We start from the raw sequence: 26,604 nt of genomic DNA on the forward strand, positions 1-26,604 counted from the left end.
ACAGTGAAAAAGGATAATTCCATTCATATCATCACAAAATACGATTGTGAGTTAATAGAAGAAAGGATGGATGATGAATGGCAAAGGTATTATACATTACCGCGCATCCCCATGACGATACCCAATCGTACAGCATGGCGGTTGCGAAAGCATTTATGGATACGTATAAGGAAGTGAACGGGGATGATGAGGTAATCCACCTCGATTTGTACCGGGAGCATATTCCCCATATCGATGCGGATGTCTTCAGCGGATGGGGGAAGCTTCAATCAGGTAAAGGATTTGAGGAGCTTTCCATGGAAGAGCAGAAGAAAGTAAACCGCTTGAATGAACTATCCGATCAGTTCATCGGGGCTGATAAATACGTATTTGTGACCCCTTTCTGGAATTTTTCATTTCCACCCGTGATGAAAGCATATATCGATTCCGTGGCAGTGGCAGGGAAATCATTCAAGTATACGGAAAAGGGGCCGGTTGGATTATTGACGGACAAGAAAGCGATACATATCCAGGCCAGGGGCGGTATTTATTCTGAAGGACCGGCAGCAGGCATGGAAATGGGTCATCGTTATTTAAGCCTTATCATGCAATTCTTTGGTGTACCTTCCTTTGAGGGAGTTTTTGTGGAGGGACATGCGGCGATGCCGGATAAAGCACAGGAAATCAAGGAAGATGCGATTGTCCGCGCGAAAGATGCAGCACATACTTTCTAATTGAAATGCTTAAGTAAGAGCCTGAACATAAGCGTTCAGGCCCTTTTTTCTTTATACGATGGCTGACTTCTCGACGTCAGCCTCTGTCGGTTCGGGTACGAAAGCAAGGATCACAATCCCTATGATAAAGAGGATGACAAGGCTGAATACTCCACTGTTGGATGCGCCGGTCATTTGTGCGGTGACTGCCACTAATAACGGTCCGAGAATCGATGCAAACTTACCGAAAATATTATAAAATCCAAAGAATTCGTTGGCATTTTTCTTCGGGATCAGCTTTGCAAAATAAGCCCTGCTCAGTGCCTGAATGCCTCCTTGAGAGGAAGCGACGAGCATGGCCAATATCCAGAAATCCATGGTTGTCTCTAAGAAATAGGCGTAAATGCACACGATGATATACACTGAAATGCCCACATACAGCATCTTTTTACCCGTGAATCTTTCAGCCAGCCTTCCATAGAGAATGGCGAATGGTCCAGCCACCACCTGGGTCACAAAGAGGATGATCAAAAGGTTGGTAGAGGTGATACCAAGATCCGACCCGTACGCCGTGGACATGGTGATGATGGTGCCGACACCGTCAATATAAAAGAAGTAAGCAAGCAGGAATAAAAAGAGTGCCCGGTATTTCCTGATTTCTTTCATCGTTTTGCCAAGACGTTTGAAGCTGTTCGCGACTGGGCTTTTTTCCCGTTGGATGAAGTAGCGCTGATGTACATTCTTTAATAGCGGTATAGAGAAGAGACCCCACCATAAAGCGGTGATCACAAAGGCAATCTTACTGGCGACGGTAACGGAGATGGGAAGGGTCCCGTTCTGGGATAAGATGATGATGGCGATGCTTAGGATGAACGGTATCGTGCTCCCGATATACCCAAATCCAAATCCCCGTGATGATACACGATTCATCCGTTCTTCCGTCGTTACGTCGGTCAAAAAGGCATCGTAGAAGACGTTCGAACCGGCGGATCCGACTGCTGCCACTGTATAAAAGACCAAGAGGAGCAGCCATTGATCGCTCGGGACGAAAGCGAGGAGGAGGGTGAATGTCACACCCAGTGCAAAGAAGAAGGAAAAGAACCTCTTCTTATATCCCTCATAATCGGCGATGGTCCCAAGGATGGGACCGATCATGGCCAGGATGAAGGTCGCAATGGCAATGGTGTATCCCAAATAGGCCGTTGAATCAGCGGCACTGACACCTGCATTTGTAGCGGCCGCTTTATAAAATAACGGAAAGACGGCGGTGGAAATGATGATGGAATACGCTGAATTGGCCCAATCATAAAAAATCCAGCTGCTTTCTTCTTTTGAAAAACGTTTCATGGTTTTTCCCCCTAAGGAAACAGAATCTTCATTAGATATCCAATACTTCTTCAATCGTTTTTCCGTCAATATCTTCTAAGGTGAGTCCAAGCAATCTGGCAAATGTCGGTCCTTCATCAATGAGACCCATGGAAGGAATCTCGAGGTGAGGACGAATTCCTTTTCCCGCCGCCATGAAGATCGTGGAGTAGTTCTCCTTTTCCGGAGAATAGCCGTGGGAGCCGTACGTGTAACGCTTTTCCTTCACATCTTCCGGAGTGATCGTATGGATGAAGGAACCATCCAATGCATCTTTGAAATAAAACCCGAGTCTGGCTTCGAGCATGAACGAACACTGTTCATCGGCCCCTTTCCGGGCTGCTTCCTCCCCAGTGAGTATGGATTCGATTCCACTCGCTGGATCAGGTTGTAATCGTTCCAAAAGGTCCTTCACTTTCTGTTTCGAATCGGGATCCTTTGTATACACATAGGCAGAACCATCACACCCTTTGCAATACGCTTTCCAGTCAGTGATCTTCCCGCTGCGGTTTACGGTGATGAACCCCTTATCCTTAAGAAGGATGTTGAGTTGGACGGCCTTCGATTCATCGAGGGCACTATGATCACCAAGGGCTACGATCGTCGACTTATCATAGATGCCGTTGTCCTTTAACGCTCCTACGATCCTTCCCAATCTGTCGTCATGGCGGCGGAGCGCTACATGTGCTTCCTCAGAAGAGAAACCGTGGTAATGCCGCATGGTATCAAGGTCCGTAAAGTGCACAAGCAATAAATCCGGTTTCCTTTTGATTGTTTCAATCGTCGATTCGAGGACGAAATCATCCAGCTCAGGTTGATTCAGGCCATTGCGCATATGGCCAAAAAGACGATTCATCTGCAGTTGGAAGAGGGGACTCCCATTCAAAAGTGAAACGAGGATTTGATTATGCCAGGGACGATTGGCGAAGATTTCCGGCATATTATAATCGATATCCGCTTTGGCTGTCACCGGCCAAAGGAGGGCAGCGGTGGTCATCCCCGCCTTCTTTGCTTCGTCATAGAGGGTGGTACCCTTAATGGATTTCCGATGCCAATGCCAGTCCGGAGAGTCCCTTCCAGGCTGGAGGAGTGTATTATTCACTATACCGTGACGATTGGGGTACTTTCCGGTGACAATTGTGGCGTGACAGGGATACGTGACAGAAGGATAGATGGTTTCAACCCTTTTGCAGTAAGAACCATGTGAAAGCAGCTCCTGGAAGTGGGGGAGTCCTTTTAGAATCGGAAAATCCAAGGCAGATAAACAATCGAAAGAGATGATGATGAGGTGATCCGTCAAACGTTCCATAAAGTCCTCCAATATCCTCGCAGGATTGTACTATATACCTATTAATATAGCAGAACATTCAGAATAAAAATATGTAAATTCGATTATGTGGAGATAAAAGGGATGTAATGAGTGCAATGAAAATTGAAAAAACAGGGATGGCCGAGCCATACCCTGTCACTGATCCGTCAGATTTTCACTTTATTTCTGATGGAGCTATCCTTGTGTACCTCGATGGTGCCGGAGTATTCTACCGTATCGATTTCACAATTCTCCTTGATCACGACGTTTTTGCCGCGAACGAGTTTTGCCTTCGTATTTTCAAGATAGACTTCGTCCCCTTCGATTAGTTCGGAAGATAAGTAATCTTCCTTTTGCAGCAAGAAGTTGACGACCTGTTTGAATAGTTTGCTTGAATGGTGGTGAGTCACTGAGATTTTTTCGCCGCCGATTTCTTTAATGGAGGATTCATGGTTGATTTCAATCTGCACATTGTCGGCGTTCAGCAATCCATCAATGTTTACAGAGCCTGAAGTTGAGAAGGTTTCGACTTCACAATCCTCTCCAACCGTTAGCGATCCGCTCGCCTTGATCAATCCGCCCTGGATCCTCCCGCCTACCTTGCATGAACCGCTTACCTTGAATTTTCCGATGATAAGATCCCGGTCCACCTTACTGGATCCACTTATCGTCATTTCGGATGCCATCACGGACCCTTCATATTTGGAACTTCCGCTCGTTGTTATTGTTTCGGCTTTCGTATCTCCTACGATGGAGGAAGATCCGCTTGTTTTGATCAGGCCAGCTTTAACATTACCTGCAACGGTGCCGGAGCCCGAAATCCTCATTTCACGGCAGTCGATATCCCCTGCGATTTTCCCACTTCCACTGATCTTCACTTCATCAAATTGGCCACCGCCGGATGTTCCGGACCCGCTGATCTTCAAATCATGAAGCTTTTTCTTTTCCACTGTATTCATGCATTTCTCCTCCAATTAAAGGGACGTCAGATCCCCTTTGTATTCGTTAACGTGATTTTCAATTCTTCCATCATTTGTTGCAGATCGAATCTCAATACGACTTGAGCCGTATGGTCCAGAAGGAAATCTGAAGGGAGGGGCAGGAGCATCCACATATACGCCTCGCCTTTTTGGATACCGATCAGCTCAAGGGAAGATTCTTTCAGTGGTGTAAACGTCTCATGAAGAAAAAGATAAAGGGTTTGCTGAGCTTCTTTAGGAATCTCTGTCCTATGGCATTTTTCGATGATCACCATATGCAGGATGTCCTGGAATTCGTACGCTTTTTTTATTGGTAATAGGGATGTACAGAAAGCCATGGTGTGGTCTGAAAGAATGTTGAGCGACGATAGTTCTTCTTCACTGACTTCGATCCTTGCGGGATTGGGTGAAAAGAAATCCGAGAGTTCATCCAGGGAGTAATCATCTTTCATTTCTTTGATTGCATCGATCCGGGCAAGCATCTTTTCCCTTGGGAAGAACGTCTCCTGACCGGTGTAACTGGATTTCTTGATGAACCATCCTTCCGGGATGATATTCTTACGTTTCCAGCGGTAAAGCTGTCCGTAGGATATCCCGGTCAGTTCCAGTACTTCCTTTTTAGAAATAAAATCGGTTTCCATTGGGTCTCCTCTTTTCGAAACAAAACATTGTTACGTTACTGTAGTTTCAGTTTAACAGAACAATGTTACGCAGTAAAGGAAAGAATGAAAAAATTAAAAATCATAAATCCCGACCTTCCAATAAATGTTTACATCAATCCATCAAGGGTACTAGATAATCAGAATGTTTTACATAGTAAACATTAATAAACATGAGAGGGATGAAAGAATGGGAGACGAGCGTCATACGAAGGTGAATGGTAAAAGTAAAGATGAACAGCTTGAACAGTATAGAGTGGATGACGAAGGAAAGCATCTGACAACCAATCAAGGGCTGAAGGTATCAGAGGATGAGTTTTCACTGAAAGCCGGAGAGCGTGGACCTACTTTAATGGAAGATTTCCATTTCCGTGAGAAGATGACCCACTTCGACCATGAACGGATCCCTGAAAGGATTGTCCATGCCCGGGGATTTGCGGCACATGGGGAGTTCGAACTCTATGACTCTATGAAAGAATATACAAGGGCTAAATTTCTTCAGGACACGTCGACGAAGACACCTGTATTTGTCCGCTTTTCCACAGTGGCGGGATCCAGGGGTTCTGCGGAGGCTGTGCGTGATGCCCGGGGATTTGCCACTAAATTTTATACAGAAGAAGGGAATTATGATCTGGTCGGGAACAATATTCCGGTATTCTTCATTCAGGATGCGATCAAGTTCCCGGATCTAGTTCATGCTCTTAAACCTGAGCCACATAATGAAATGCCTCAGGCTGCATCTGCCCACGACACATTCTGGGATTTTATTGCAAACAATCAGGAGTCCGCTCATATGGTGATGTGGGCCATGTCCGATCGGGCGATTCCCCGCAGTTTCCGTATGATGGAAGGCTTCGGTGTCCATACATTCCGTCTGGTGAACGAGGAAGGGAAAGCCCATTTCGTGAAATTCCACTGGAAACCTGTACTCGGAACACACTCACTCGTTTGGGATGAAGCACAGAAGATTAACGGGAAAGACCCTGATTTCCACCGCCGTGATCTATACGAATCCATCGAGGGAGGGGACTATCCGGAGTATGAACTCGGTGTTCAGCTCATCAAGGAGGAAGATGAGTTTAACTTTGACTTTGATGTCCTTGACCCTACGAAGCTATGGCCGGAAGAGGAAATCCCTGTGAAGATCGTCGGGAAAATGACCTTAAACCGCAATGTGGACAATGTGTTTGCCGAAACGGAGCAGGCGGCATTCCACCCTGGATCTGTCGTGCCTGGAATCGATTTCTCCAATGATCCGTTGTTGCAGGGACGCTTATTCTCCTATACGGATACACAATTGATCCGTCTTGGGGGACCTAACTTCCACGAGCTTCCGATCAATAGACCTGTGTGTCCTTTCCACAATAACCACCGTGATGGATACGGCCGCCATACGATCAATAAAGGACAGGTCAGCTATCACAACAATTCACTGGCTCATAATACACCGGCCCCTGCTTCTGAGAAAGAAGGCGGGTACACCCACTATCAGGAAAAGATGGAGGGCAGGAAAGTACGTACAAGAAGTGAAAGCTTCAAGGATCACTTCTCTCAGGCAACACTATTCTGGAACAGCATGAGTGAGCCGGAGAAGGAGCATATCGTTCAAGCCTTCAGCTTTGAACTCGGAAAAGTGAAAAGCAAATCGGTTCAGAAACAGATCGTTGATATGTTTGCAAATGTCAGTATGGACCTGGCAAAAGGTTTTGCGGAAGCGATCGATATAGAAGTACCTGAAGGAAAAGGATCGAATGTAACGAAATCTTCACCGGCTTTAAGTCAGGAAAATACCAAAAAGAAGCCGGCCACCCGTAAAGTCGGTGTCATCGTAGGAAATGGCTTCAAAGGGGAAGAAGTGAGCCGTGTCCTCTCTGCCCTTAAGGAAGAAGGGGTACAGCCTGAAATCATCAGTGATAAACTGGGGACAAAGAAAGGTGATGACGGTACAGAGCTTGAAGTCGACCATACATTCTTAACAGGGGAATCGGTCTTATTCGACAGCCTGTACCTTGCAGGTGGAGAAAACGTAGATAAGAAATTCTCACAAGATACCACCTATTTTGTTAAAGAAGCGTATTCTCACTTTAAACCGATCGGTGCCACCCATGAAGGTTTACACTGGCTGGAGGAAGCAGGTGTGAAGGGTTCAGGTGTTGTAAACGGGGAAGACATGAAATCATTTGCAGAGGAATTCACCGCAGCCATCGCAGCACATCGTCATTGGGATCGTGAATTAGTATAAGGATAGTAGATAATATAACGGGGAAATGCTAGACCTGCTCATTAGGTCTAGCATTTTTTTATGGTTTAAATAGCCCTTTTTACTAGAAAATAGACGTTTATATCATTCGAAACTAGCAATACGTACATAAGATAGCCATGTAAGGTGATTTTAAAGTACTGAATAAGTGAGGTGATTATGGATGGGTGCTGGTCATTCTCATGACGAATTTGATTTTTACAGCTTGCTATTAGTTCTGTTAATTGTGGCTTTTCTAGTACTACTTGCAATCAACCCTCTAGCAGCATTGATTGTTGGAATCGCTATTTTGGTTCTACTTGCCGTTAGTGCCATTAGCTAAGATGTAAAGATTGATCTTTCCTTGGAAACAAGAAGAGGAATCTCGTTTTCAAGGAATACCATTACATTGAAATATGTAAATAGATGGAGGGGAAATGAATGAGTGAAAAGAACAATCCACTGGAAGGACTGATGGATTTAATCCATCAGTACACGAAAGAAGATGGAAGTAAACTGGATTTGGAATCGGCAAAAGAAAAATTAAGTTCATTACTGGATGAGGATCATCTAAAAGGGCTGTTAGATTCTAAAGGCAAGGGTTCTCTGGATGCACTTGGTGCACTTGGAAACTTAGGGGGAATGGCAAGCGTGATGAATATGATCCCAATGGTAGAAAAGGTGGTGAATCAGCGTATGTATAAAAAACCATGTGAATCCTACAAGCATGATGAATGTAAAAAAGACAAGGATCAAGATATCAAAGATCTTCTAAAAGACATTCTGGACGAACTGAAGAAAATTAAAAAATGCACATGCCATAAAAAGAAGCATGAGTGCTACAAAGACAAATGGGAGCATTGGTATTAATAGAGTCGGCGGACATGCCGGCTTTTTTTGTGTATTTCAGGAGTGGAATATCCATAAATCAATTAGTTGATTTCTCTATTCCACCCTATTATACTCTTCAATCAACGGGAAAGTAGAATCTAAGAAAAAATTCCCATAAGCAAAAATGTTGAAAGTCAAAAAAGGTCAAAGTATACTATGTTTATAAGGTCAAATAAAGTCAAAGTCAAACACAGTCAAATTATAGTATGACCTTACCCATAAACCAACTAACAAACCATTTAATATATAAGAAGACAACAGGAGGTCATGTTCATGAAATGCCAAGTATGTCATCATAATCAAGCAACGGTTGAAGTCTATACGCAACTGAATGGTAAGAAATCCAGTATGAAAATGTGTTCTGCTTGCTTTCAAAAGCAGCAAACCCCTTCTGGCATTCACGGAGGTTTCCCGTTTGATGAATTATTCAAAGGTATGAGCATGGGCGGAAGTCCCGACCATGGATTCCAAAGCCAGCAGCAGCCATCTTCATCCGCTCAAGCGAAAGGTGGGAATGGCGGAAACGGCATCCTCGATCAGTTCGGGCGTAATGTCACCGGAGCAGCTAAAGCCGGCTTGATCGATCCGGTTATCGGTCGTGACAAAGAAGTGGATCGTGTGATTGAAATTCTGAACCGCCGCAATAAAAACAATCCGGTACTGATTGGTGAGCCCGGCGTCGGGAAAACGGCCATTGCTGAAGGATTGGCACGTAAAATCGTAGCAGGAGATGTGCCGTCAAAACTATTAAACAAAGAAGTATATGTGATGGATGTTGCTTCCTTGACAGCAGGTACAGGTGTACGGGGATCATTCGAGGAACGGTTGAAAGCCATCATTAGCGAATTGCAGAGTCGGGAGAACGTCATGCTGTTCATCGATGAGATCCATCAATTGGTGGGAGCAGGTTCTGCAGAAGGATCCATGGATGCAGGGAATATCCTAAAACCGGCCTTGGCCCGCGGTGAATTACAGGTAATTGGGGCGACAACCCTTAAAGAGTATCGTCAAATCGAAAAAGATGCGGCACTCGAACGTCGTTTCCAGCCGGTTATGGTCAATGAGCCTACACCGGAAGAAGCGATTGAAATTCTCAATGGACTAAAAACCCGCTATGAAGACTATCATGGGGTGGAATTTACGGACGAAAGCATCGAGGCATGTGTGAAATTGTCACACCGTTATATACAGGACCGATTCCTGCCGGATAAGGCGATTGATTTGATGGATGAGGCAGGTTCAAAAGTGAACCTTCTATCTGAAGGAAAGGATAAAACGGCCATTCACAAAAAACTACATGAAGTAAAAGTGAAGAAAGAACAGGCTACGAAAGAAGAAAACTATGAGCAGGCAGCGATCCTAAGGGATGAGGAAGCGTCCTTGGAGAAACAGCTTGGCCGGGAATCATCTGATTCAAAGGCACTTGTAGAAAAGGACTTGATCCAGGCGATCATTGAAACCAAAACAGGCATCCCGGTAGGAAAGCTTCAAAGTGATGACCGTAAGCGGATGAAATCACTTGAAGAAAACCTTGCCCATAAAGTGATCGGACAGGATGAAGCAGTGAAAAAAGTAGCGAAAGCCATCCGACGCAGCCGTGCAGGATTAAAAGCGAAACACCGTCCAATCGGAACCTTTCTATTCGTAGGACCGACGGGTGTAGGGAAAACTGAATTAACGAAGACATTGGCAGAAGAGTTGTTTGGATCTAAAGATTCCATGCTTCGATTGGATATGAGTGAGTATATGGAGAAACACTCTGTGTCTAAACTGATCGGATCCCCTCCTGGATATGTGGGTCACGAAGAATCCGGTCAACTGACGGAAAAAGTAAGAAGAAATCCTTACTCCATCATACTTCTGGATGAGATTGAAAAAGCGCACCCGGATGTCCAGCATATGTTCCTGCAGATTCTTGAAGACGGCCGTCTTACGGATAGTCAAGGCAGAACGGTGAGCTTCAAAGAGACTGTGATCATTATGACAAGTAACGCCGGGGTGACGGATAAGATGGAAGCCGTCGTCGGTTTCAATACCGGAGGCACAGATGCCATTAAAGAAACGAATATTCTACAATCACTGGGTGCCTACTTTAAGCCGGAGTTCCTTAACCGATTCGACAGTATCATTGAATTCGAATCACTCGACAAGGCAGAGCTACTGCAAATTCTTGATCTGATGCTGGATGAGTTGCAGGATGAGCTCAAGGAGCAGGGGATTACAGTGAAAATTGACGGAGAAGCGAAGCGCAGACTCGTGGAACTCGGATATCATCCTGAATTTGGTGCAAGACCATTGCGCCGGGTGATCCAGGAAAGAGTGGAAGATAAGATTGCAGACTTCCTTCTTGATGAGGAAGGCGTAACTGAACTGATCGTATCAGTTGAAAAAGATGAGATCATCGTGAAATAAAATGGGAAAGGAGCATCCGGGACCGGATGCTCCTTTCTCTTTATTCTTTTCGCTTCAAAATGGCGATATAAATGGCCATCGTTATATACACGACGAGAATCGAGACTATGAAAATAGGTGTAGAAAAGGAAGTCATCAAAACACCCTCACTTTAGTTCATGAAAAGATGGATGGAAAATCAACAAAAGGATGCCGATGATGGGAACAGAAAGGATGAGTGCAAGCAGTGGTTTTTTGTGATGCAATCCCAAAATGGTAAACATGATGATGTTAAATACAGCAGACCATCCTAAGTTCCAACCATTTTCGTAAAGGAACAGCCCTTTTTTATGAAATAAATACTCGAGAAACGTAAAGTAAGCAATCCAGCTTGAGACGTAAACCGTCTTCTTTTTCCGATAGGGAAAATAACGGAGGTAGATCATAATCACCACAGGAATGATGAAAAAGGTAAAAACAAGATCGATCAACGTATGATTCAGCCAGTCCACCGTCACCGCTTTATACTTCCATAAGGTGTGGTTATAAAATATTATATTATACATAAGGTTGCAGATAATATAAAACTGAACCGTTGGATAAAAATCCTTCCAGCGTTTCCAATCAATAAAGAACTTTGCGAAAAGTAAATAAACGACGACGATCAGTATTAGGTACATAGTGGGGTACAATCCTTGTTTTTCCCATTAGTATAGACGTAACAGGAAAGGAATAGACCCAGTGGAAAGAGAAAGTGCCTGATTCGATAGAGAATCAGGCACTTTTTTAACGAGTTAGTTTTTTTCTTTCAGTACTTTATCGATTGCCTGAGCGACACCGTGATCAGTATTGATTCCTGTCACCCAATCCGCTGCTTCTTTCACGGCTTCCTGAGCGTTGCCCATGGCCACACCGAATCCTGCTTCCCGGATCATGGCGATGTCATTCATACTGTCCCCGACTGCCATGACTTGATCCATTGAAAGATCCAGCCACTTACACACCTTCACCAGGGCAGCCGCTTTATTGACTCCTGCCGGATTGATTTCGATGTTGGTGGGTGAGGAGTTCGTAATTTCGAGTGCTTCATTCTTCATCAGTTCGTCCATCATGACTTTGCGGACATCATCATCCTGGATATCAAAGCCAAACTTCAGCCAATTATACGATTCGAGTTCCTGGTCAAAAGGTTTCCTGCTATTGAATAAGCCTTGTGAAGTGGAAGACCAGAAATACACATCATGCTCTTCTTTAAGCGCCCATAACTGCTTTACAAGATCAATATCAAGAGGGATGCGGTCTACAAGATTGTATTCATGATCGTAGATTTCTCCGCCATTTACGGTAACGAGGTACGATGAGCGACCAAGCTCATCTGAAATGTCCCTGCAAGTAAAAAGAGAACGTCCGGTACTCAGTACAACGTGAATCCCCTTTTCCTTTGCCCGCTGAATGGCTTGTTCGTTTTCAGGGGATACCTCGCCCTCATGGTTGACGAGTGTCCCATCCATATCCAATGCAATCAGTTTAATATCCATAATTCTTATCACGTCCTTCTTTTCATTCATCTACAGTTTAATATAAAGGGAGCGAATCTTCTAGGAAGGTGACTTGCTGAAGGTGCGATTTCCTTTATTGGGGGGCTTCCTATTACAATAAGGGTGAAACATAATTGAGAGGAAGAAGGAGAGGTGAACAAGCATGAAGCCGTTTACCGAACGTGCGGTGAACATCATAGCCGGAATTCCTCCGGGAAAGGTCATGACATACGGACAAGTTGCGGAGCAGGCAGGAAGTCCGAGGGCGGCAAGGCAGATCGTGAGGATTCTCCACTCCATGAGTGAAAAGTATAAACTCCCCTGGCACAGGGTTCTAAACAGCAAAGGGGAAATCGGATTTCGTGATGAGGAGCAAATGATGACCCAAAGGCTGTCCCTGGAAGCTGAAGGGGTCCATTTTATAGGGAATAACCGTATAGAACTGGGGGAGTATCAGTATCACCCTGAATCATAAAGGAACAAATTTCAATCAAACAAGCCGAAAATAAGGCCAGTTAAAGTCATAAGGCCCGTGAACCCAATGATTACATAACCGATAATCCGGATCCCAAGTGGAAGACTGCCCATTTCGGGATCCACGGGTGCCCCTTCGATTTTAGACATATGGTCGATCACATCATTAAATGGTTCTTTACGATTTGTCATGGTATCCCTCCTGTAAATATTTTACTATATATTTTGGTTTGAAGAAAGTGACCTTAGTGCATGATGACCAGGTTTTCACCTTAACAAGGAATGGACCTGGTCATTTTATGTTTTTATTTAGGTTTAAGCGTTGGTGAACAAGGGTATAGATGCTTTGTTGAATACAAAATATATTTTTAATTTTCTGAACTATTTTTGGAAATTAAATGAGAGCGAAGAGGTTGATGGAGGATGGCAAAAGGTGATTTGCTGATCATTGGGGGCAACGAGGATAAAACGGATGAGAAGGTCATCTTATCGAAGTTCGCTTCATTATGTCAAAATAGACAAGGTCCGATTGGGATCGTTACGACTGCTACAGCTTATCCGGAAGAGGTAGGAAATGAATACGCAAGCTTGTTTCAGACGCTTCATGGAACAAAGCCGCTATTGCTCCATCTGGATTCCCGTGAGAAAGCGGATGATCCTGAATTGATCGAGCAGCTTTCTTCCCTGTCGGGGTTATTCATGACAGGCGGAGATCAACTCAGACTCACGAGCCTGTTGGGGGGGACAACCTTCTATAAACACTGTATAAGGGAATGGAAGGAAGGTCTAGTCATAGGCGGGACCAGTGCCGGGGCTGCCGTCATGAGCAGGCTGATGATCATTTCATCCAAAATCTCAAAAAAACAGGATGTCTCGATCCTCGAAATGGGATCTGGCTTCGGTTTCCTCGAAGACGTCATTATAGATCAGCACTTTTCCCAGCGTGATCGATTTTCAAGGCTTATGAGGGCGATTGCATTGAATCCTCAAATCATCGGGGTGGGGATCGATGAAAATACAGCGATTTGGGTCAACAGTGAACGGAATCAATTTGAAGTGATCGGTGAATTCAATGTGAGCATTTTCGATGGGAAAACGTCTTCCTATATAGATGTTGCTGAAAATAAAGAGAACATGACCATATCAGATATTCGTTTTCACACACTGGGTGAGGGCGCGATCTTTGATTTAAACAAAAGGGAATTAATTATATCTTAAGGAGAGAACAATTAAATGAAAATCAATCGCGTCAACTACTTATCCGGTCCTAACTTATACAGCTTCAAGCCGACGATCTGCATTGAGCTCGACATAGAGGAGTTCGAAGAGAAGCCCTCCAATCGATTGGAAGGGTTTACCGACACATTGCTGAAGGTCATGCCATCCCTGTTCACACACACCTGTTCAAGGGGGTATGCAGGGGGATTTGTGGAACGCTTGCATGAAGGGACGTGGATGGGCCACATCCTTGAACATATTGCACTCGAAATCCAGCATCTGGCGGGAATCACTGTAAAACGCGGCAAAACGATCACGAGCGAACGGAAAGGAATTTATTTCGTGACATACGATTATGTGGAGAAGAAGTCCGGATATTATGCGTTTACAGCAGCGATGGAAATCGTAGAAGCCATCCTCGAACATAAAGAGGTCAGTGCCGAGCCTTACATATCAGAAACTTCCGATCTATATCATCTGCATAAAATGGGGCCGAGTACCGAGGCCATCTTTCAAGCTGCCAAAGCCCGGAAGATACCAGTCGAAAGAACGGGAACAAACAGCCATTTAAGGCTCGGGACAGGTAAGAAACAAAAATTCGTACAGGCGACCATTTCAAGTCAATCCTCTTATCTAGCTGTAGAGGACTCCTGTGATAAAGATGCGACGAAAATGTTATTGAAGAGTGCAGGTCTGCCAGTTCCTGAGGGGGATGTAGTTTCAAATGAATACGAGCTTCTTCAGTCAGCAGGAAAGATCGGATTCCCACTCGTAATCAAACCTGTCAATGGACGCCAGGGACAAAATATCGTGACGGATATCCAGAATGAACTTGATCTGTTAACGGCCTTCCGCTGTGTATACAGTGAAGGGACTGACTATATCATTGAACGTTACTATAAAGGAAAGGACTACCGATTCCTTGTCGTGAATAATGAACTCATTGCAGCAAGTCTTCGCCAGCCTCCAACGGTAATAGGTGACGGGAGAAAAACAATCAAGGAATTAATTGAAAGCGAAAACAAAAATCCTTTGCGTGGAGAAGGTCATGAGAAAGCCATGAGCAGAATTCCCCTGGATGAACGAACCGTTGTACATTTGGAGAAGGAGGGACACTCCCTGGATACGGTCCTTAAAATGGGACAAAGTCTTGAAGTACTGGGGAATGCGAACCTTTCAACCGGTGGTTCAGCCATTGACGTGACGGATGATGTTCATCCTCATTACCGCAAGATGGCAGAAGGAGCTGCGGTTGCCATCGGTCTGGACATTGCCGGAATCGATATCCTTTCAACAGATGTAACCGTCCCATTCGAAAAGGGAGCAGCTGCCATCCTTGAAGTGAATGCTGCGCCTGGGATCAGGATGCACCATTATCCTTCAGAAGGAAAAAGCCGGGACGTCGGGGGAGCAATCGTTGACTATTTATTCGAAAATCGCGAGGAAGCGGCCATCCCGATAGTCGCTGTGACAGGAACGAACGGTAAGACAACGACTTGCCGGTTGGTCTCCCACTTATTACAAAAGGAGGATGTAACCGTCGGCTTTACTTGCTCTGACGGCATTTGGATCGCCGAACAACAAATCGATGAAGGCGATTGCAGCGGTCCAAAAAGCGCCAGGAAAGTCCTCTCCCACCCTGGTGTAGACGTTGCTGTACTTGAAACGGCCAGAGGCGGCATGCTGAGGGAAGGTCTCGCTTTCAGGCACTGTGATGTGGCCATCGTTACCAATATCAGTGAAGATCATCTGGGATTGAATGGTATAGATACGCTGGAGGATTTAACAAAGCTGAAGCAGACAGTAGCCGAAGTGGTTTTACCAGGAGGATCGTGCGTATTGAATGCGGATGACCCGCGATGTGTCCAAATGGCCACTCAAACGTATGGAAAGATTGTCTATTTCTCATTATCTCTTTCAAATCCAGTGATACAGGAGCATATTGAAAATGGGAATGAGGCTTGGTACATGGATGAAGGATGGATCATGCATACCTGTGAGGGGAAAACGGAACGATTTTTGCCGGTCTCCCATATTCCCATCACCATCAATGGTGCTGCCAGGTATAATGTCTTGAATGTGCTTGGTTCTCTTGCCGCCGCACATTCTTTAGGACGCCCACTCTCCGAACTTCGAAGCAAGGTGATCAGTTTTCTGCCGACTGAAAATCAGAATCGTGGACGATTCAATGTTCAAATCGTACAAGGAAGGACCATCATTGTGGACTACGCCCATAATCCGGCAGGCTTAAGGGCATTATACGATACCATTGCCTATCTGAAGGATGGAAGGGTCATCACAGTTGGCTCAGCTGCGGGAGATCGGAAAGATGAAACGATTCAGGAAATGGGAAGGATTTTTGGAAAGCATTCTGATATCTTCATTATTAAGGAAGATCTGAATTTAAGGGGAAGGACCCCGGGAGAAACCATCCATTTGCTGACCAGAGGGGTGGATGAATCCAAAGGACATCCAACGATTCATGTGCAGCCGGAGGAAATCCATGCTTTGTTCATGGCGTGGGAGATGTCACAGCCTGGTGACACTTTACTGTTTCTGTATGACGACTACGCATCGATTCAAACCTTTATGGATTCTGTGATGAAGAGTTCAGTATCAAGGAGTGAATTTCAGAGGGCTGAATAGGGATGAAGTTCTACTACACACGGATTAAATAGGAAAAAGCTCAGAGGCTGCTCTGAGCTTTTTATTTAACTGGGAACCAACTCTTAATACAGTTGCCCATTTTTCAATTTCTTTAACCAGTTTCTTTGCCTTGTGGCAATCATCCAATACCCTGCGACACCGAATCCTGCCAGGGCAAAGCTTCCTTTCCAGACGACCTCCATATCAAACGCCAGTCCTGAAAATCCGCCGAGGCAGCCTGCCAGTATAATGACATAAGCCTGCTTCTTTTGACCCTCGAATATCTTAAATTGAAATTCGTTTAGCTGATGATGTTCCTGTTGTTCCAGCGCCTTTTCCGGTATATCCAATAACTGCCGTACTTTTTGAACGGTCTGAAAAAGGGGTTGGGCGCTGACCCATTTCATAAGAAGCTCCCATTTGTTTGTGTTCCCATCCTTCACCCAATCCATAAAGGCAGGCTTGACTACATCAAGGGTTTCTTCATCCGGGCTCAATGTGTGGACAAGTCCTTCGATCGTGGCGAAGGATCGCCCTAAAAAGATAAAGCGGGTCGGAACCTGCACAGGAAGTGATTTCACCATTTCGTTGATTTCCTTCTTTACCGATATCAGATCCATCTGTTTAAACTGCTCCATATCCAGAGTGACAAATTCCTTTAGCACAGGCTCAATCGTCTTCGGACTGGCGTCTGGAAGCAGGAACCCCAATTCGGCAAGAGCCTCTGAAGCTTTCCGGAAATTCTTTAAAAGAACCCCTTCGAGGAGATTTTGGAAATGGGCTGAATCCCTTTTGGAAATTTCCCCGATCATCCCGTAATCCAATAAAACGAAAGTACCATCAGACTGTAGCAGTATGTTTCCGGCATGGGGATCGGCATGGAAGATTCCGGGCTCGAGCCACTGAGGGAGGAAGAGACGGAATAGTTCCTGTGCAAGCTTCTGGCCATTCAGACCATACAAACCAATCGCTTTTCTATCATTCAATCGAACCCCATCGACCCATTCCATCACCAATACTTTATCTGTACAGAGTTCAGGATACATCGTCGGGATTTTCACATTGGCATGACCTTTAAACCTCTGTTTAAAAGAGATGGCGGTACTCATTTCTTTGGAAAAGTCGAGCTCCTGCTCAATGACCTGCTTCAATTCTTTATATAGCATTTTAAAATTAATGAACCCCTTCGGCATGGGAGCAAAATGCCGGGCAAACCAGATGATGATAGACAATGTCCGGAAATCAGTCTTCACAAGTGAAGGGATCTCCGGTCGCTGCACCTTGATGGCCGCTTGGGTGCCATCAAGCAATGTCGCTTTGTACACTTCCCCGATGGAAGCCGAGGCGATGGCTTCTTGATCAATGTTCAGTACCATGGAAGAAACGGGTCCGCCCCATTCCCTTTCAAGAACCGATTCAATCTTTTCCCAAGGGGAAGGAGGTACATGGTCAACCAAGTCCTGAATTTGATTGATGAACCCTTTCGGAAGCAGGTCCTCCCGGATACTCAACAGTTGTCCAACTTTGATCAATACGCCATTCAGTTCAAAAAGGGTTTCTTTGAACTCTTTTCCGATTTGTTCCCAAAGCTTTTCTTTTTCCCATTGGGACTTACCCCGCAGCCGGTACCAGTAGACCCTGACCACTATGGATAAGGCGAGTGATAATACCTTCCACATTCTCCAAAGCTTGTTCTCTGACTTCATCATTTCATCCCCCGTAAACGGATATCTATCTCTATTATGTAATACGTATGGGAAATTAGAAAGTTTCTGTTTTAGTAAGATCAGATATTAAAGGAGAGTGGCGGAATCTTGATCTTGAATCCCTATTTGATAATGCGATCATTTTTAAAGTTTTGACACCTTTGTGACATGCGAGAAAGCCTATTGTATTAAGAGGTAAGAAGAGGTATAGTAAGAGTGTAAAGAATATGTGAAACATTTCACAATAGCACGATATAAATCACAGTAGGTCGTCTTAACGTAATTATATTTGTGAATAGTTTCACAAAAAATGCATCCAAAAGGAGATGAACCATCATGAGATGGTGGGAAAATCAAAAAGTGAGCGCGATTTGGACAGTGTTGAGGATTTGGTTGGGAGTTCAGTGGCTTGAAGCTGGGTGGCATAAGGTGAATGATGGATTTGATGCAAGGGGCTTTTTGCAGGGGGCTGTGGCTAATGCGACAGGAGATCATCCAGCCGTACAAGGCTGGTATGCAGAATTCTTGAAAGGATTTGCTTTGCCGAACGTAGAACTATTCAATGTCTTGATTCCTTGGGGAGAAATGTTGGTAGGGGCAGGTTTGATTATTGGATTCATGACCATTCCGGCTCTTCTCGCAGGTGCATTTATGAACTTGAATTTCTTATTGGCAGGGACTGTCAGCACGAACCCCATCCTTTACACTGCGGCCATCATCCTCCTTTTTACAGGTAAGGGTGCCTACTATTGGGGAGTCGACCATTGGATGATTCCCTACATGAAACAGATGATCACTCACCATGACAGAAGGCACAAGAAGCCGATTATAGTGTGAACGTTTTGGATATGAAAGAGCCCCATGCTGTCACAGCGTGGGGCTCTTTTAAAGCTGAATTCCTCAAACCCGACTTTTTAACGAACGGGATTCGCTATTGGTTTTTCTTCACCCGTGCACGCTGGTTTGCAGCGTTTGCCCGGGCTTGTGCTTCCATATCTGCCTGGTCGGCAAGTTCTGATGAGAACTCTTCATCAACACCGTCAGATTTGAGCTGAGCGGGTGTTTGTGGCAGGCTGTTTTTATTTCCTCTTTTACTATGGCCGCGTGATATTCCCAATATCAACATCCCCTTTGGTTAAAAATAAAGGTACAGGATCCTTTGGGACCTGTACCTTTATCTTTCTTCAAAGTAAGGGCTTTTAGTTAGGTAATAATTGTCTATCTGTGAGCTTTGGAACTGAAACCGCCTGCACGATCTGCTGCTTTGAACTCCCTTGAGTACGTGACTTCCTGAGCACTTGATAGAACCGACTTGTTTTTGTCTTTCTTTTTCTTATTATCCATTTCTATGTACATCCCTTCTTTTCAAGATTAATTCTATTTTTGCCGTGAAAAGGAAGGGACATACCTGTGACTTACTGATAAATATCAATGAGGGCACTTTTCAATTCCGGATATTGAAATTGAAAACCGTGTTCTGAGAGGACAGCCGGTAAGACTCTCTGTCCTTCCAGTACGAGTGCGCTCATTTCACCCATCGCCACTTTTAAAGCAAGGGAAGGGACCGGTATCCAGTGGGGCCTGCCAAGGACCGTCCCGAGTGTCTTTCCGAATTCTTTCATAGTGACGGGAGAAGGAGCGGTGACATTAACAGGTCCTGCAATCCCCTCTGTTTCGGCTACAAAATGCACGGCTCTCGCGATATCGTTGATGTGAACCCATGACATCCACTGCTCCCCAGAACCGACAGTGCCCCCGACAAACATTTTATAGGGAAGGGCAATCCTTGGAAGGGCGCCTTCCCCCTTGCCGAGAATGATGCCGAATCGTGTATAGGCTACCCGTATGCCGATTTGTGTGGCTTTGGCTGCTTCCTTTTCCCATATTTGAACGGTTTCCCCAAGGAAATTGTCAGCTGTCTCGGTTGAGGCTTCCGTATACGTATTCGTCTTGGAAGAAGGGTAATAGCCGATTGCGCTTGCATTGATAAGGGAGGCAGGCTTGTCTTTCAATGCTTTTATAATATTGATGACTTCTCGGGTTGAGTTGATCCGGCTGTTGATGATCCGTTTCTTGCGTTCTTCGGTCCATCTTCCGCTATTGATGGATTCTCCCGCAAGATTAATGAAGGAGTGAATTCCTTCGAGCTCCTCTTCGGGTCTTGCCCCATCGGAGAGCCATTTCACATACGTCACACCTGGCCGAGCATCGTATTTATCCGGATTTCGGGTCAGGATCATCACTTCATGTTGGTGTTTGAGAAGTTCCTCAGTCAGAGCCTGGCCGACAAAACCTGTTCCACCTGTTATGGCAATCTTCATCATCATCCCTCCAGTTATACTTATTATTTTACCTATCTTCAGAATAAAAAACATATGTTGAATGTGTTAGGATTAAGAGGAGGTGGAAAATATGGGTAAGATTACGAAAATAACGAAGCAAGTAAAGAACGATGAGCGTTACAATTTATTTATAGATGGAAAATATTCTTTCAGTGTCGATGAAGCGGTTCTTGCCAAGTTTCAGCTCAGAAAAGGGCTCGAGGTGGATGAGCTTGAGATTTCGGAGCTTCAATATGAAGACGATGTTAAAAAGGCATTTAATAAAGCCATACAGTATCTGGCCTACCGGATGAGAACGGAAAAGGAAATCCGTGATCACTTGCAGGAAGGGGACCCGGAGGAAGGGATCATCCAGGAAGTCATTCATAAATTAAATGAGATTAAATACATCAATGATTTAGAATTCGCCCACGCGTTTGTCGGGACCCAAATGAATACGGCTGATAAGGGGCCGACTTGGATCCGGGGGGAATTGAGAAGAAAGGGCGTGGGGGATTCCCATATTGAAGAAGCCCTGGCCGCTTTCACACTAGAAAAGCAGGTAGATAAAGCGGTCGCCCTGACAGAAAAGCTCCTTCATAAGTATCGGAAAGATTCCAAGATGATTGCCAAGCAAAAGATTGAACAAAACATGATGAGGAAAGGGTATCCTGGCTCAGTCATGAAAATCGTCTGGGAAACGGTCGAATCCGAACGGGATGATGATGAGAGATGGGATGCGGTTTATCATCAGGGGTTGAAGGCTCACAGAAAACTCAGTTCAAAATACGATGGATATGAGTATGTACAGAAAATGAAGCAAACGTTGTATCGAAAAGGGTTTTCAATGGAAGACATTGAAAGGCTGTTGGAAGAATTAAAAGAAAACGAAGAGTGATTTTTTTCATTACTAAAAGGATGGGGAAAGGGAGAGTTCAGTGGAGATAGCCGCGATCCTGTTTGTTGTTGTTACCCTGCCTCTTATTATTGGGACAGGGAGAAAATTCAAGCTTTACACTGGAGGAATAGTGATAGGCACCGCCCTCTTATTTCTCATCGGTGAATTGATTATAAAAGTGCAAACGGACTACTTTTCATTGGGCAGGCAGGAGTGGTTCAACCAGGGGTTTGCTGAGGATATGGGGAAATGGGTTGTTCCATTCTTCCTTCTGGGAGTGGCAATCTTCTTGATCCTGGTCAATATCAGGATGATTCAGCCATTTTTAAAACGAAAGGATGGCATCCGCTGGGTATGGATCGCCTTTGTCGTGGTCATTGATGTATTCGCATTGTTTTTAGTTCCTATGCTATTATTTTTTGTGGCCTTTATGTTTTTCCCGTTTGCTCCTTAAATCCAGGCAGCCTTCGATCATCGATGGCTGCCTTTTGCTGTTTATTTTTTTGATTCGATGACGATTTCATCTTTTTCCTGAAATTCATTTACGATCGTCTCCGCTACTTCTTTAGGAGAGCGGAGTCTTGACGGGTCACTGATATGGTCACTGTTTTCCCAGAATGGAGTATCCATTCCACCCATATAAGCATTCACGATGCGTAGGTCCGTGGCTTCGTATTCCTTTTGAAGGCTTTCGCCGAACCCTCTTAGGGCGAACTTGCTCGCTACATACAAAGACTCGTTTTTCTTTCCTCTGAGACCGGCTGTAGAAATGATATTGATGATGGTGCTCTCCTGCTCCAATTTAGGCAGCAGTGCCTTCGTTAACCGGATGGGCCCAAGGGCATTGGTTTCAAACATACTGATTAATGCATCGTCACTTGACTCCTCGAAAGGGCCGAAATAGCCTACGCCTGCGTTATGTATGAGTAATTCAACCTTACGATCATTAAGGTGATCCCTGCAGAATTGGTGAATGTCGTGATTGGAGCGTATATCCAACGTGGCATATGAGACTTGTCCGCCTATATGTTCAATTTCGGTTCCTGCTTCTTTTAGACGGTCTTCTGTTCGACCAAGCAGGAGGATATGATATCCTTGCTGGCTAAGGAGTTTCCCCAATTCTTTCCCGAGGCCTGAGCCTCCACCTGTGATGATGGCTGTCTTCATGTTTAATCATCCTTTCTTATGCTTGTCGGGCCTGACCAGTCGTCTCCGCTTTTCTTATTGTCCAGGTCCGGGGCTTAGAGGCTCGAGGTCATAAGTCCAGCCCACCAAAAAGGCAAAGAGCGCCTTTCCGGTGGACTTGCCTTATGCTTGTCGCCTCTGGGCAAAGCCCCTCCGCTTTTCTTATTGTCCAGCTCCAGCGGCTAGCCCCTCGAGGTCATAAGCCGTGATGGCCAAAAAGGCAAAGAACGCCTTTTCAGCCATCCTGTCTTATGCTTGTCGGGTCTGACCAGCCGCTTGCGCTTTTCTTATTGTATCATTTTCTCTATACTACTATTAGTAGAGGTGATGAGGAATGGAACAAGAGAGAAGATATAGTGAGATGACGGAGCATGAGTTGAAGCAGGAGATTGCTTCGTTGAAGGAGAAGGCAAGGAAAGCAGAGCAGTTGGGAATTGTGAATGAGTTTGCCGTATTGGAGCGAAAGGCCCTTATGGCGCAGGCTTATCTCATGGATCCAGATGCTTATAAGCCTGGTGGGATTTATGGAATTGAAGGAGATCCGGGCACTTATTTTAAAGTGGACTATCTGAATGGAGTTTTCGCCTGGGGATACCGATTGGGCGGAGACGGGAAAGAAGAAGCTTTGCCCATTTCCCTTTTAGCCGGGGAAAAGAAATAATGAAGAGGTCCGTCAAGAGGGACGGACCTCGGAAGATCTAGGAACGCTTACGTGTCTGGTTCTCCAGAATGATTAAGTCTTGAGTTTGTGTGGTTTGTCCATTTGCCTGAGAATGGGCATGCTTCGGATTGTAGAATGCCTTGTTAAATGGACTGCTGTACTTATTTCGGTAGAAGTTGTTTTTCATGTTTCCCATCGTGACTACCCCCTAATCAAATTTCACTGTATTAAAGTGAGTCGTGATCTCTTTGTCCAGAAGATTTCATGCGTTCTTGAGGATGGGTGTTGATGGTGCCGTTAGCCCTTTTAGATGCATATTCCGCCTTTGCTCTCGGTTCACCTTCAAATTTATTGTTGTTCATGTTGGGGAACCCTGTCGATTTATTTCGCATAATGTGCCTCCTAAAAGGTGAAATGTACTGACTTATACCGTGAAGAAGCAAAGATTCACAACTAAGCTTAACCACGTACCTTTAGTATGGGTGAAATGATCGACATTATCATAAAAGTACAAACTAAATATTTGGAAAAGGAGGAGACAAAATGGAGTCTACATTCCACGAATTAACACAATTGTTAATTGAAAAAAATAATAAGCTTTCTTATGAAAAAGCGAGGACCTGGATTGAACTCGTATGGGAAGATTTCGAAGCGACATACGCAAAAGCAGGTTACGATTACAAAGGGAAAGCAGTGACGGAGAAAGTCGTTCGACAATGGGTCAATACATACGGTGAGCAAATCCATGAATTCGCCGCACAAAACCCGAAATACAAACACCTGATCGACGATAAAGAAGATGATGATTTAGTACATTAAAGTGAAGAGGGACGGACCTTTTAAGGTCCGTCCCTCACTGCTTTAATCAATTAAAATGTCGATGTCCACTTTTGAGCGGAGTTTTTCTTCGCTGAATACCCATCCTGTGTAGGAGCTGACGATGTTCAGGTCTTTATCGAGCTGCACCAGGGCGACGAATGGGTAGTGTCCGTTATTTCGATATCGCAGATCGATGAAGCGGACTTCATAATGGTCATCGTACTCATCCACTTCCCATCGGTAAACCGGGGAAAAGGAGAGGAAGGCTGCCAGATTTTTATCTTTCCTGGCAGCGTTGATGATCGGACTGTCAGGTAGTTCCACGCGTTGGAATTTATCAAAGATCGTAATCGATCGCCTGAATGCCCGTGCCACATAATAATGCTCCTTCGTAACGATCGCCAGGCGCCACTGGAAAAATCGGATCGTCGGTGAAACGATGATCTTTTCAGCCTGGGGGATTCTTCGCTTCACCGCATTTTTCACGGCTTTTTGAACCTGAAATCTCAATACATAGTAAGCAAAAATGACAATGTACATGACCAAAAAGGTTTTTCCCGGTGGAAAACCAAGACCCCACAGTATCAAGCCGACTACATGTATGGCGAATATGATCGCATCAAACGTGTTAATGACCCCTAAAGCGACCCATTTCGACGAGATCGGCCTGATGGCCTGGGTTCCATACGCGTTGAAAATGTCGACAAATACATGGAGGAATACGGCCACAAATGTCCAAATCCATAGATGAAGCAAATCAGCACCTGGAAAAAACGGATAATGACAAGCAACAATTAAGAGCGGCCAGAGAACGACCGCAGGAATACTGTGGGTGGCCCCCCGGTGGTGACGAATATAAACCGCATTATTGCGCAATTTCAATACGGTATCGATGTCAGGAATTTGAGAGCCGATCACGGCTGCGACCAACACACTTTGAGAAGTGGCTGCGCTTTCAGCTACGACGGGATCTAAAGTAGCCAATCCGCCGAGTGCGAAGCCCATGACGATATGAGTGCCTGTATCCAAAAAAAGTCCTCCCTTGGCTCGCATTTCTAAGATTTGTTTATGACGTTTCATTGGTGAACATGATATGGTTAAAAGGAGATTATTTCAATGAAAAACACTTTGCACATACATTTGGAATATGAAATCAAGCAGAATTCAAACCCTCGATATAAGCAAATTATGACCGATATCGCAGAGACATTACCACATTATGATGCTCTCAACTTCCATTGGGAGAAGGCTGAAGATGATTCGAATCGCTATATCGAAACCTTTGTGGTTCCGACAGAATCCCATTTCCATGCGTTAAAACGTTTACGGATGTCCCGTCGTCATTTATTATTTGGATTATTGGACGAATGTATTTGTGGTGGGTTACAAGAAATAAAGCTTGTCTGTTTAAAAACAGAGTACTAATTATTTATTCCCTATTCAATGCAACAATTAACATCCTGGAGGTACAAAATTGATAGAAGAGCCACTGAAACACTTACAGACCATAAACCGTGAGGAATTTCAGAATGATTTGATTTCATGGTTTTCAAGAGAACAACGCGATTTGCCGTGGAGGAAGGATCAAGACCCATATAAAGTTTGGGTGTCAGAGATCATGCTTCAGCAAACGAGGGTGGATACGGTCATACCTTATTTTAACCGATTCATCGAAAAATTTCCTTCAATAGCTGCCCTGGCCTCTGCAGATGAAGAGGATGTGCTGAAAGCGTGGGAAGGCCTCGGTTATTATTCGAGAGTCAGGAATCTGCAAACAGCTGTGAAAGAAGTGAATGAAAAGTATGAAGGAGTCGTTCCGGATACGCCGAAAGAAATTTCTTCTTTAAAAGGGGTCGGTCCATACACGGCGGGAGCGATTTTAAGTATTGCTTACAGCAAACCTGAGCCTGCAGTGGACGGAAATGTGATGAGGGTATTTTCACGTATTTTGTCCATATGGCTTGATATCGCCAAGCCTTCATCCAGAAAAGTGTTTGAAGAAGCAGTGAGGGAGCTGATTTCAAGAGAAAACCCTTCCTTTTTCAACCAGGCATTGATGGAACTTGGTGCCCTGATCTGTACACCGACATCCCCATCCTGTCTGCTTTGCCCCGTACGTGAGCACTGCCAGGCTTTTGAAGAAGGTGTTCAGACTGAACTCCCCATTAAATCGAAGAAAAAATCGGCCCGCAAGCTTAATATGGCGGCAGCGGTCCTGTTCACAGAAGATGATCGGGTTTTGATCCATAAACGCCCCGGGAAGGGCCTGCTCGCTAATTTATGGGAATTCCCTAATTTTGAAGTAGGAAATGCAAGCAGCGGAAGGAAGCAATTGCTCCAACTCATGGAAGAGGAGTATGGAGTGGATTGTTCTTTAAAGGCCGGAGTTGTGACAAAGATCCAGCATATCTTCTCTCACATTGTTTGGGATATCGAGGTGTATGTGGGATTTGTAAACAGCAAGACGTTAGAAGGTAGCGAACTGATTGCTGTTACTCCATTGGAAATGGAAAAGTATGCTTTTCCTGTATCACACCAAAAAATCTGGCAGGAAACAGGAGCAGGGATACTCCAGAAATAGTAAGGAGCAGCGGGTCCCGCTGCTCCTTTAT

The 26,604-nt window shown here is 44.8% G+C and carries 30 protein-coding genes; 15 read left to right on the top strand and 15 right to left on the bottom strand.

All coding sequences use genetic code 11. The features are described 5' to 3' along the window. Window positions 1–77: 77 nt before the first annotated feature. Window positions 78–713 (top strand): FMN-dependent NADH-azoreductase, encoded by a 636-nt coding sequence (locus BVI01S_RS15155; protein ID WP_061810804.1) that lies wholly within the window; start codon window positions 78–80, stop codon window positions 711–713. Window positions 714–764: 51 nt separating this feature from the next. Here BVI01S_RS15155 and BVI01S_RS15160 read toward each other — a convergent pair whose 3' ends face one another. The 4 genes from BVI01S_RS15160 to BVI01S_RS15175 all read right to left on the bottom strand — a co-directional run bounded on the left by BVI01S_RS15160 (window position 765) and on the right by BVI01S_RS15175 (window position 4,987). Next, entirely contained in the window at window positions 765–2,039 is a 1,275-nt protein-coding gene (locus BVI01S_RS15160) for an MFS transporter (protein WP_061810805.1), read from the bottom strand. A gap of 31 nt (window positions 2,040–2,070) precedes the next feature. Further along, window positions 2,071–3,366, bottom strand: a complete 1,296-nt coding sequence (locus BVI01S_RS15165) for an alkaline phosphatase family protein (protein WP_034762529.1) — start codon at window positions 3,364–3,366, stop codon at window positions 2,071–2,073. Between the two features lie 167 nt (window positions 3,367–3,533). Beyond that, entirely contained in the window at window positions 3,534–4,325 is a 792-nt protein-coding gene (locus tag BVI01S_RS15170; protein ID WP_034762531.1) for a polymer-forming cytoskeletal protein, read from the bottom strand. Window positions 4,326–4,351: 26 nt separating this feature from the next. Beyond that, window positions 4,352–4,987, bottom strand: a complete 636-nt coding sequence (locus tag BVI01S_RS15175; RefSeq protein ID WP_034762533.1) for a DUF4004 family protein — start codon at window positions 4,985–4,987, stop codon at window positions 4,352–4,354. 208 nt (window positions 4,988–5,195) lie between these two features. On the opposite strand from BVI01S_RS15175, the gene BVI01S_RS15180 reads away from it, so the two are divergent. The 4 genes from BVI01S_RS15180 (at window position 5,196) to BVI01S_RS15190 (ending at window position 10,547) form a co-directional block, all read left to right on the top strand. Continuing rightward, window positions 5,196–7,247, top strand: a complete 2,052-nt coding sequence (locus BVI01S_RS15180; RefSeq protein WP_034762535.1) for a catalase — start codon at window positions 5,196–5,198, stop codon at window positions 7,245–7,247. Window positions 7,248–7,428: 181 nt separating this feature from the next. Continuing rightward, complete coding sequence (locus tag BVI01S_RS22600) at window positions 7,429–7,587, top strand: hypothetical protein (protein ID WP_156477345.1); 159 nt, start codon at window positions 7,429–7,431, stop codon at window positions 7,585–7,587. A gap of 98 nt (window positions 7,588–7,685) precedes the next feature. Then, window positions 7,686–8,114, top strand: coding sequence for a hypothetical protein (locus tag BVI01S_RS15185; RefSeq protein WP_034762538.1), 429 nt, complete (start codon window positions 7,686–7,688; stop codon window positions 8,112–8,114). A gap of 294 nt (window positions 8,115–8,408) precedes the next feature. Continuing rightward, a complete protein-coding gene (locus BVI01S_RS15190; protein WP_061810806.1) occupies window positions 8,409–10,547 on the top strand; it encodes an ATP-dependent Clp protease ATP-binding subunit in 2,139 nt (712 codons plus the stop codon). Between the two features lie 146 nt (window positions 10,548–10,693). Here BVI01S_RS15190 and BVI01S_RS15195 read toward each other — a convergent pair whose 3' ends face one another. Next, entirely contained in the window at window positions 10,694–11,206 is a 513-nt protein-coding gene (locus BVI01S_RS15195; protein WP_034762544.1) for a CBO0543 family protein, read from the bottom strand. Between the two features lie 114 nt (window positions 11,207–11,320). Further along, on the bottom strand, window positions 11,321–12,064 hold the full coding sequence (locus BVI01S_RS15200; RefSeq protein WP_439951114.1) for a Cof-type HAD-IIB family hydrolase: 744 nt from the start codon (window positions 12,062–12,064) through the stop codon (window positions 11,321–11,323). A gap of 163 nt (window positions 12,065–12,227) precedes the next feature. Between BVI01S_RS15200 and BVI01S_RS15205 the strand changes: the two genes are divergently transcribed. Next, entirely contained in the window at window positions 12,228–12,539 is a 312-nt protein-coding gene (locus BVI01S_RS15205) for an MGMT family protein (RefSeq protein ID WP_061810808.1), read from the top strand. 11 nt (window positions 12,540–12,550) lie between these two features. On the opposite strand, the gene BVI01S_RS15210 is transcribed toward BVI01S_RS15205, so the two are convergent. Beyond that, on the bottom strand, window positions 12,551–12,730 hold the full coding sequence (locus BVI01S_RS15210; protein WP_061810809.1) for a hypothetical protein: 180 nt from the start codon (window positions 12,728–12,730) through the stop codon (window positions 12,551–12,553). A gap of 231 nt (window positions 12,731–12,961) precedes the next feature. Between BVI01S_RS15210 and BVI01S_RS15215 the strand changes: the two genes are divergently transcribed. After that, window positions 12,962–13,756: a cyanophycinase gene (locus BVI01S_RS15215; RefSeq protein ID WP_061810810.1), complete on the top strand. Its 795-nt coding sequence runs from the start codon at window positions 12,962–12,964 to the stop codon at window positions 13,754–13,756. 15 nt (window positions 13,757–13,771) lie between these two features. Beyond that, window positions 13,772–16,402, top strand: a complete 2,631-nt coding sequence (gene cphA, locus BVI01S_RS15220) for a cyanophycin synthetase (protein WP_061810811.1) — start codon at window positions 13,772–13,774, stop codon at window positions 16,400–16,402. 83 nt (window positions 16,403–16,485) lie between these two features. On the opposite strand, the gene BVI01S_RS15225 is transcribed toward cphA, so the two are convergent. Next, a complete protein-coding gene (locus tag BVI01S_RS15225; RefSeq protein WP_244886946.1) occupies window positions 16,486–18,111 on the bottom strand; it encodes an ABC1 kinase family protein in 1,626 nt (541 codons plus the stop codon). Between the two features lie 333 nt (window positions 18,112–18,444). On the opposite strand from BVI01S_RS15225, the gene BVI01S_RS15230 reads away from it, so the two are divergent. Further along, window positions 18,445–18,945: a DoxX family protein gene (locus BVI01S_RS15230; RefSeq protein ID WP_061810813.1), complete on the top strand. Its 501-nt coding sequence runs from the start codon at window positions 18,445–18,447 to the stop codon at window positions 18,943–18,945. 94 nt (window positions 18,946–19,039) lie between these two features. On the opposite strand, the gene BVI01S_RS15235 is transcribed toward BVI01S_RS15230, so the two are convergent. From BVI01S_RS15235 to BVI01S_RS15240, 3 genes are all read right to left on the bottom strand, one after another. After that, window positions 19,040–19,225, bottom strand: a complete 186-nt coding sequence (locus BVI01S_RS15235) for a YfhD family protein (RefSeq protein ID WP_061810814.1) — start codon at window positions 19,223–19,225, stop codon at window positions 19,040–19,042. A gap of 101 nt (window positions 19,226–19,326) precedes the next feature. Next, window positions 19,327–19,452, bottom strand: coding sequence for a YfhE family protein (locus BVI01S_RS22225; RefSeq protein WP_079531092.1), 126 nt, complete (start codon window positions 19,450–19,452; stop codon window positions 19,327–19,329). A gap of 71 nt (window positions 19,453–19,523) precedes the next feature. Continuing rightward, window positions 19,524–20,429: a TIGR01777 family oxidoreductase gene (locus BVI01S_RS15240; protein WP_061810815.1), complete on the bottom strand. Its 906-nt coding sequence runs from the start codon at window positions 20,427–20,429 to the stop codon at window positions 19,524–19,526. A gap of 91 nt (window positions 20,430–20,520) precedes the next feature. Here BVI01S_RS15240 and recX point away from each other — a divergent pair, with 91 nt between their 5' ends. Both recX and BVI01S_RS15250 read left to right on the top strand, forming a co-directional pair. Then, the gene (recX, locus tag BVI01S_RS15245) at window positions 20,521–21,327 is read left to right on the top strand and encodes a recombination regulator RecX (protein WP_061810816.1); all 807 of its coding nucleotides are present in this window, start codon (window positions 20,521–20,523) and stop codon (window positions 21,325–21,327) included. 40 nt (window positions 21,328–21,367) lie between these two features. Continuing rightward, a complete protein-coding gene (locus BVI01S_RS15250) occupies window positions 21,368–21,781 on the top strand; it encodes a hypothetical protein (protein WP_061810817.1) in 414 nt (137 codons plus the stop codon). 41 nt (window positions 21,782–21,822) lie between these two features. On the opposite strand, the gene BVI01S_RS15255 is transcribed toward BVI01S_RS15250, so the two are convergent. Then, window positions 21,823–22,494 (bottom strand): SDR family NAD(P)-dependent oxidoreductase, encoded by a 672-nt coding sequence (locus tag BVI01S_RS15255; RefSeq protein WP_061810818.1) that lies wholly within the window; start codon window positions 22,492–22,494, stop codon window positions 21,823–21,825. Between the two features lie 352 nt (window positions 22,495–22,846). Here BVI01S_RS15255 and BVI01S_RS15260 point away from each other — a divergent pair, with 352 nt between their 5' ends. Continuing rightward, a complete protein-coding gene (locus BVI01S_RS15260; protein ID WP_061810819.1) occupies window positions 22,847–23,173 on the top strand; it encodes a YfhH family protein in 327 nt (108 codons plus the stop codon). Window positions 23,174–23,210: 37 nt separating this feature from the next. On the opposite strand, the gene BVI01S_RS22230 is transcribed toward BVI01S_RS15260, so the two are convergent. Both BVI01S_RS22230 and BVI01S_RS15265 read right to left on the bottom strand, forming a co-directional pair. Then, window positions 23,211–23,369, bottom strand: coding sequence for a YpzG family protein (locus BVI01S_RS22230; RefSeq protein WP_079531087.1), 159 nt, complete (start codon window positions 23,367–23,369; stop codon window positions 23,211–23,213). 31 nt (window positions 23,370–23,400) lie between these two features. Next, window positions 23,401–23,565: a small, acid-soluble spore protein K gene (locus BVI01S_RS15265; protein ID WP_034762570.1), complete on the bottom strand. Its 165-nt coding sequence runs from the start codon at window positions 23,563–23,565 to the stop codon at window positions 23,401–23,403. Between the two features lie 151 nt (window positions 23,566–23,716). Between BVI01S_RS15265 and BVI01S_RS15270 the strand changes: the two genes are divergently transcribed. After that, window positions 23,717–23,992 carry a YfhJ family protein gene (locus BVI01S_RS15270; protein WP_034762572.1) on the top strand — a complete coding sequence of 92 codons (276 nt, stop codon included), beginning with the start codon at window positions 23,717–23,719 and terminating at the stop codon, window positions 23,990–23,992. 42 nt (window positions 23,993–24,034) lie between these two features. On the opposite strand, the gene BVI01S_RS15275 is transcribed toward BVI01S_RS15270, so the two are convergent. After that, the gene (locus BVI01S_RS15275; protein WP_061810820.1) at window positions 24,035–25,021 is read right to left on the bottom strand and encodes a metal-dependent hydrolase; all 987 of its coding nucleotides are present in this window, start codon (window positions 25,019–25,021) and stop codon (window positions 24,035–24,037) included. 87 nt (window positions 25,022–25,108) lie between these two features. Between BVI01S_RS15275 and BVI01S_RS15280 the strand changes: the two genes are divergently transcribed. After that, complete coding sequence (locus tag BVI01S_RS15280) at window positions 25,109–25,417, top strand: hypothetical protein (RefSeq protein ID WP_061810821.1); 309 nt, start codon at window positions 25,109–25,111, stop codon at window positions 25,415–25,417. Window positions 25,418–25,466: 49 nt separating this feature from the next. After that, window positions 25,467–26,573: an A/G-specific adenine glycosylase gene (gene mutY / locus BVI01S_RS15285; RefSeq protein WP_156477346.1), complete on the top strand. Its 1,107-nt coding sequence runs from the start codon at window positions 25,467–25,469 to the stop codon at window positions 26,571–26,573. Window positions 26,574–26,604: the final 31 nt, after the last annotated feature.

The organism is Rossellomorea vietnamensis NBRC 101237 (genome assembly GCF_001591825.1).
Classification (GTDB): Bacteria; Bacillota; Bacilli; order Bacillales; family Bacillaceae_B; genus Rossellomorea; species Rossellomorea vietnamensis.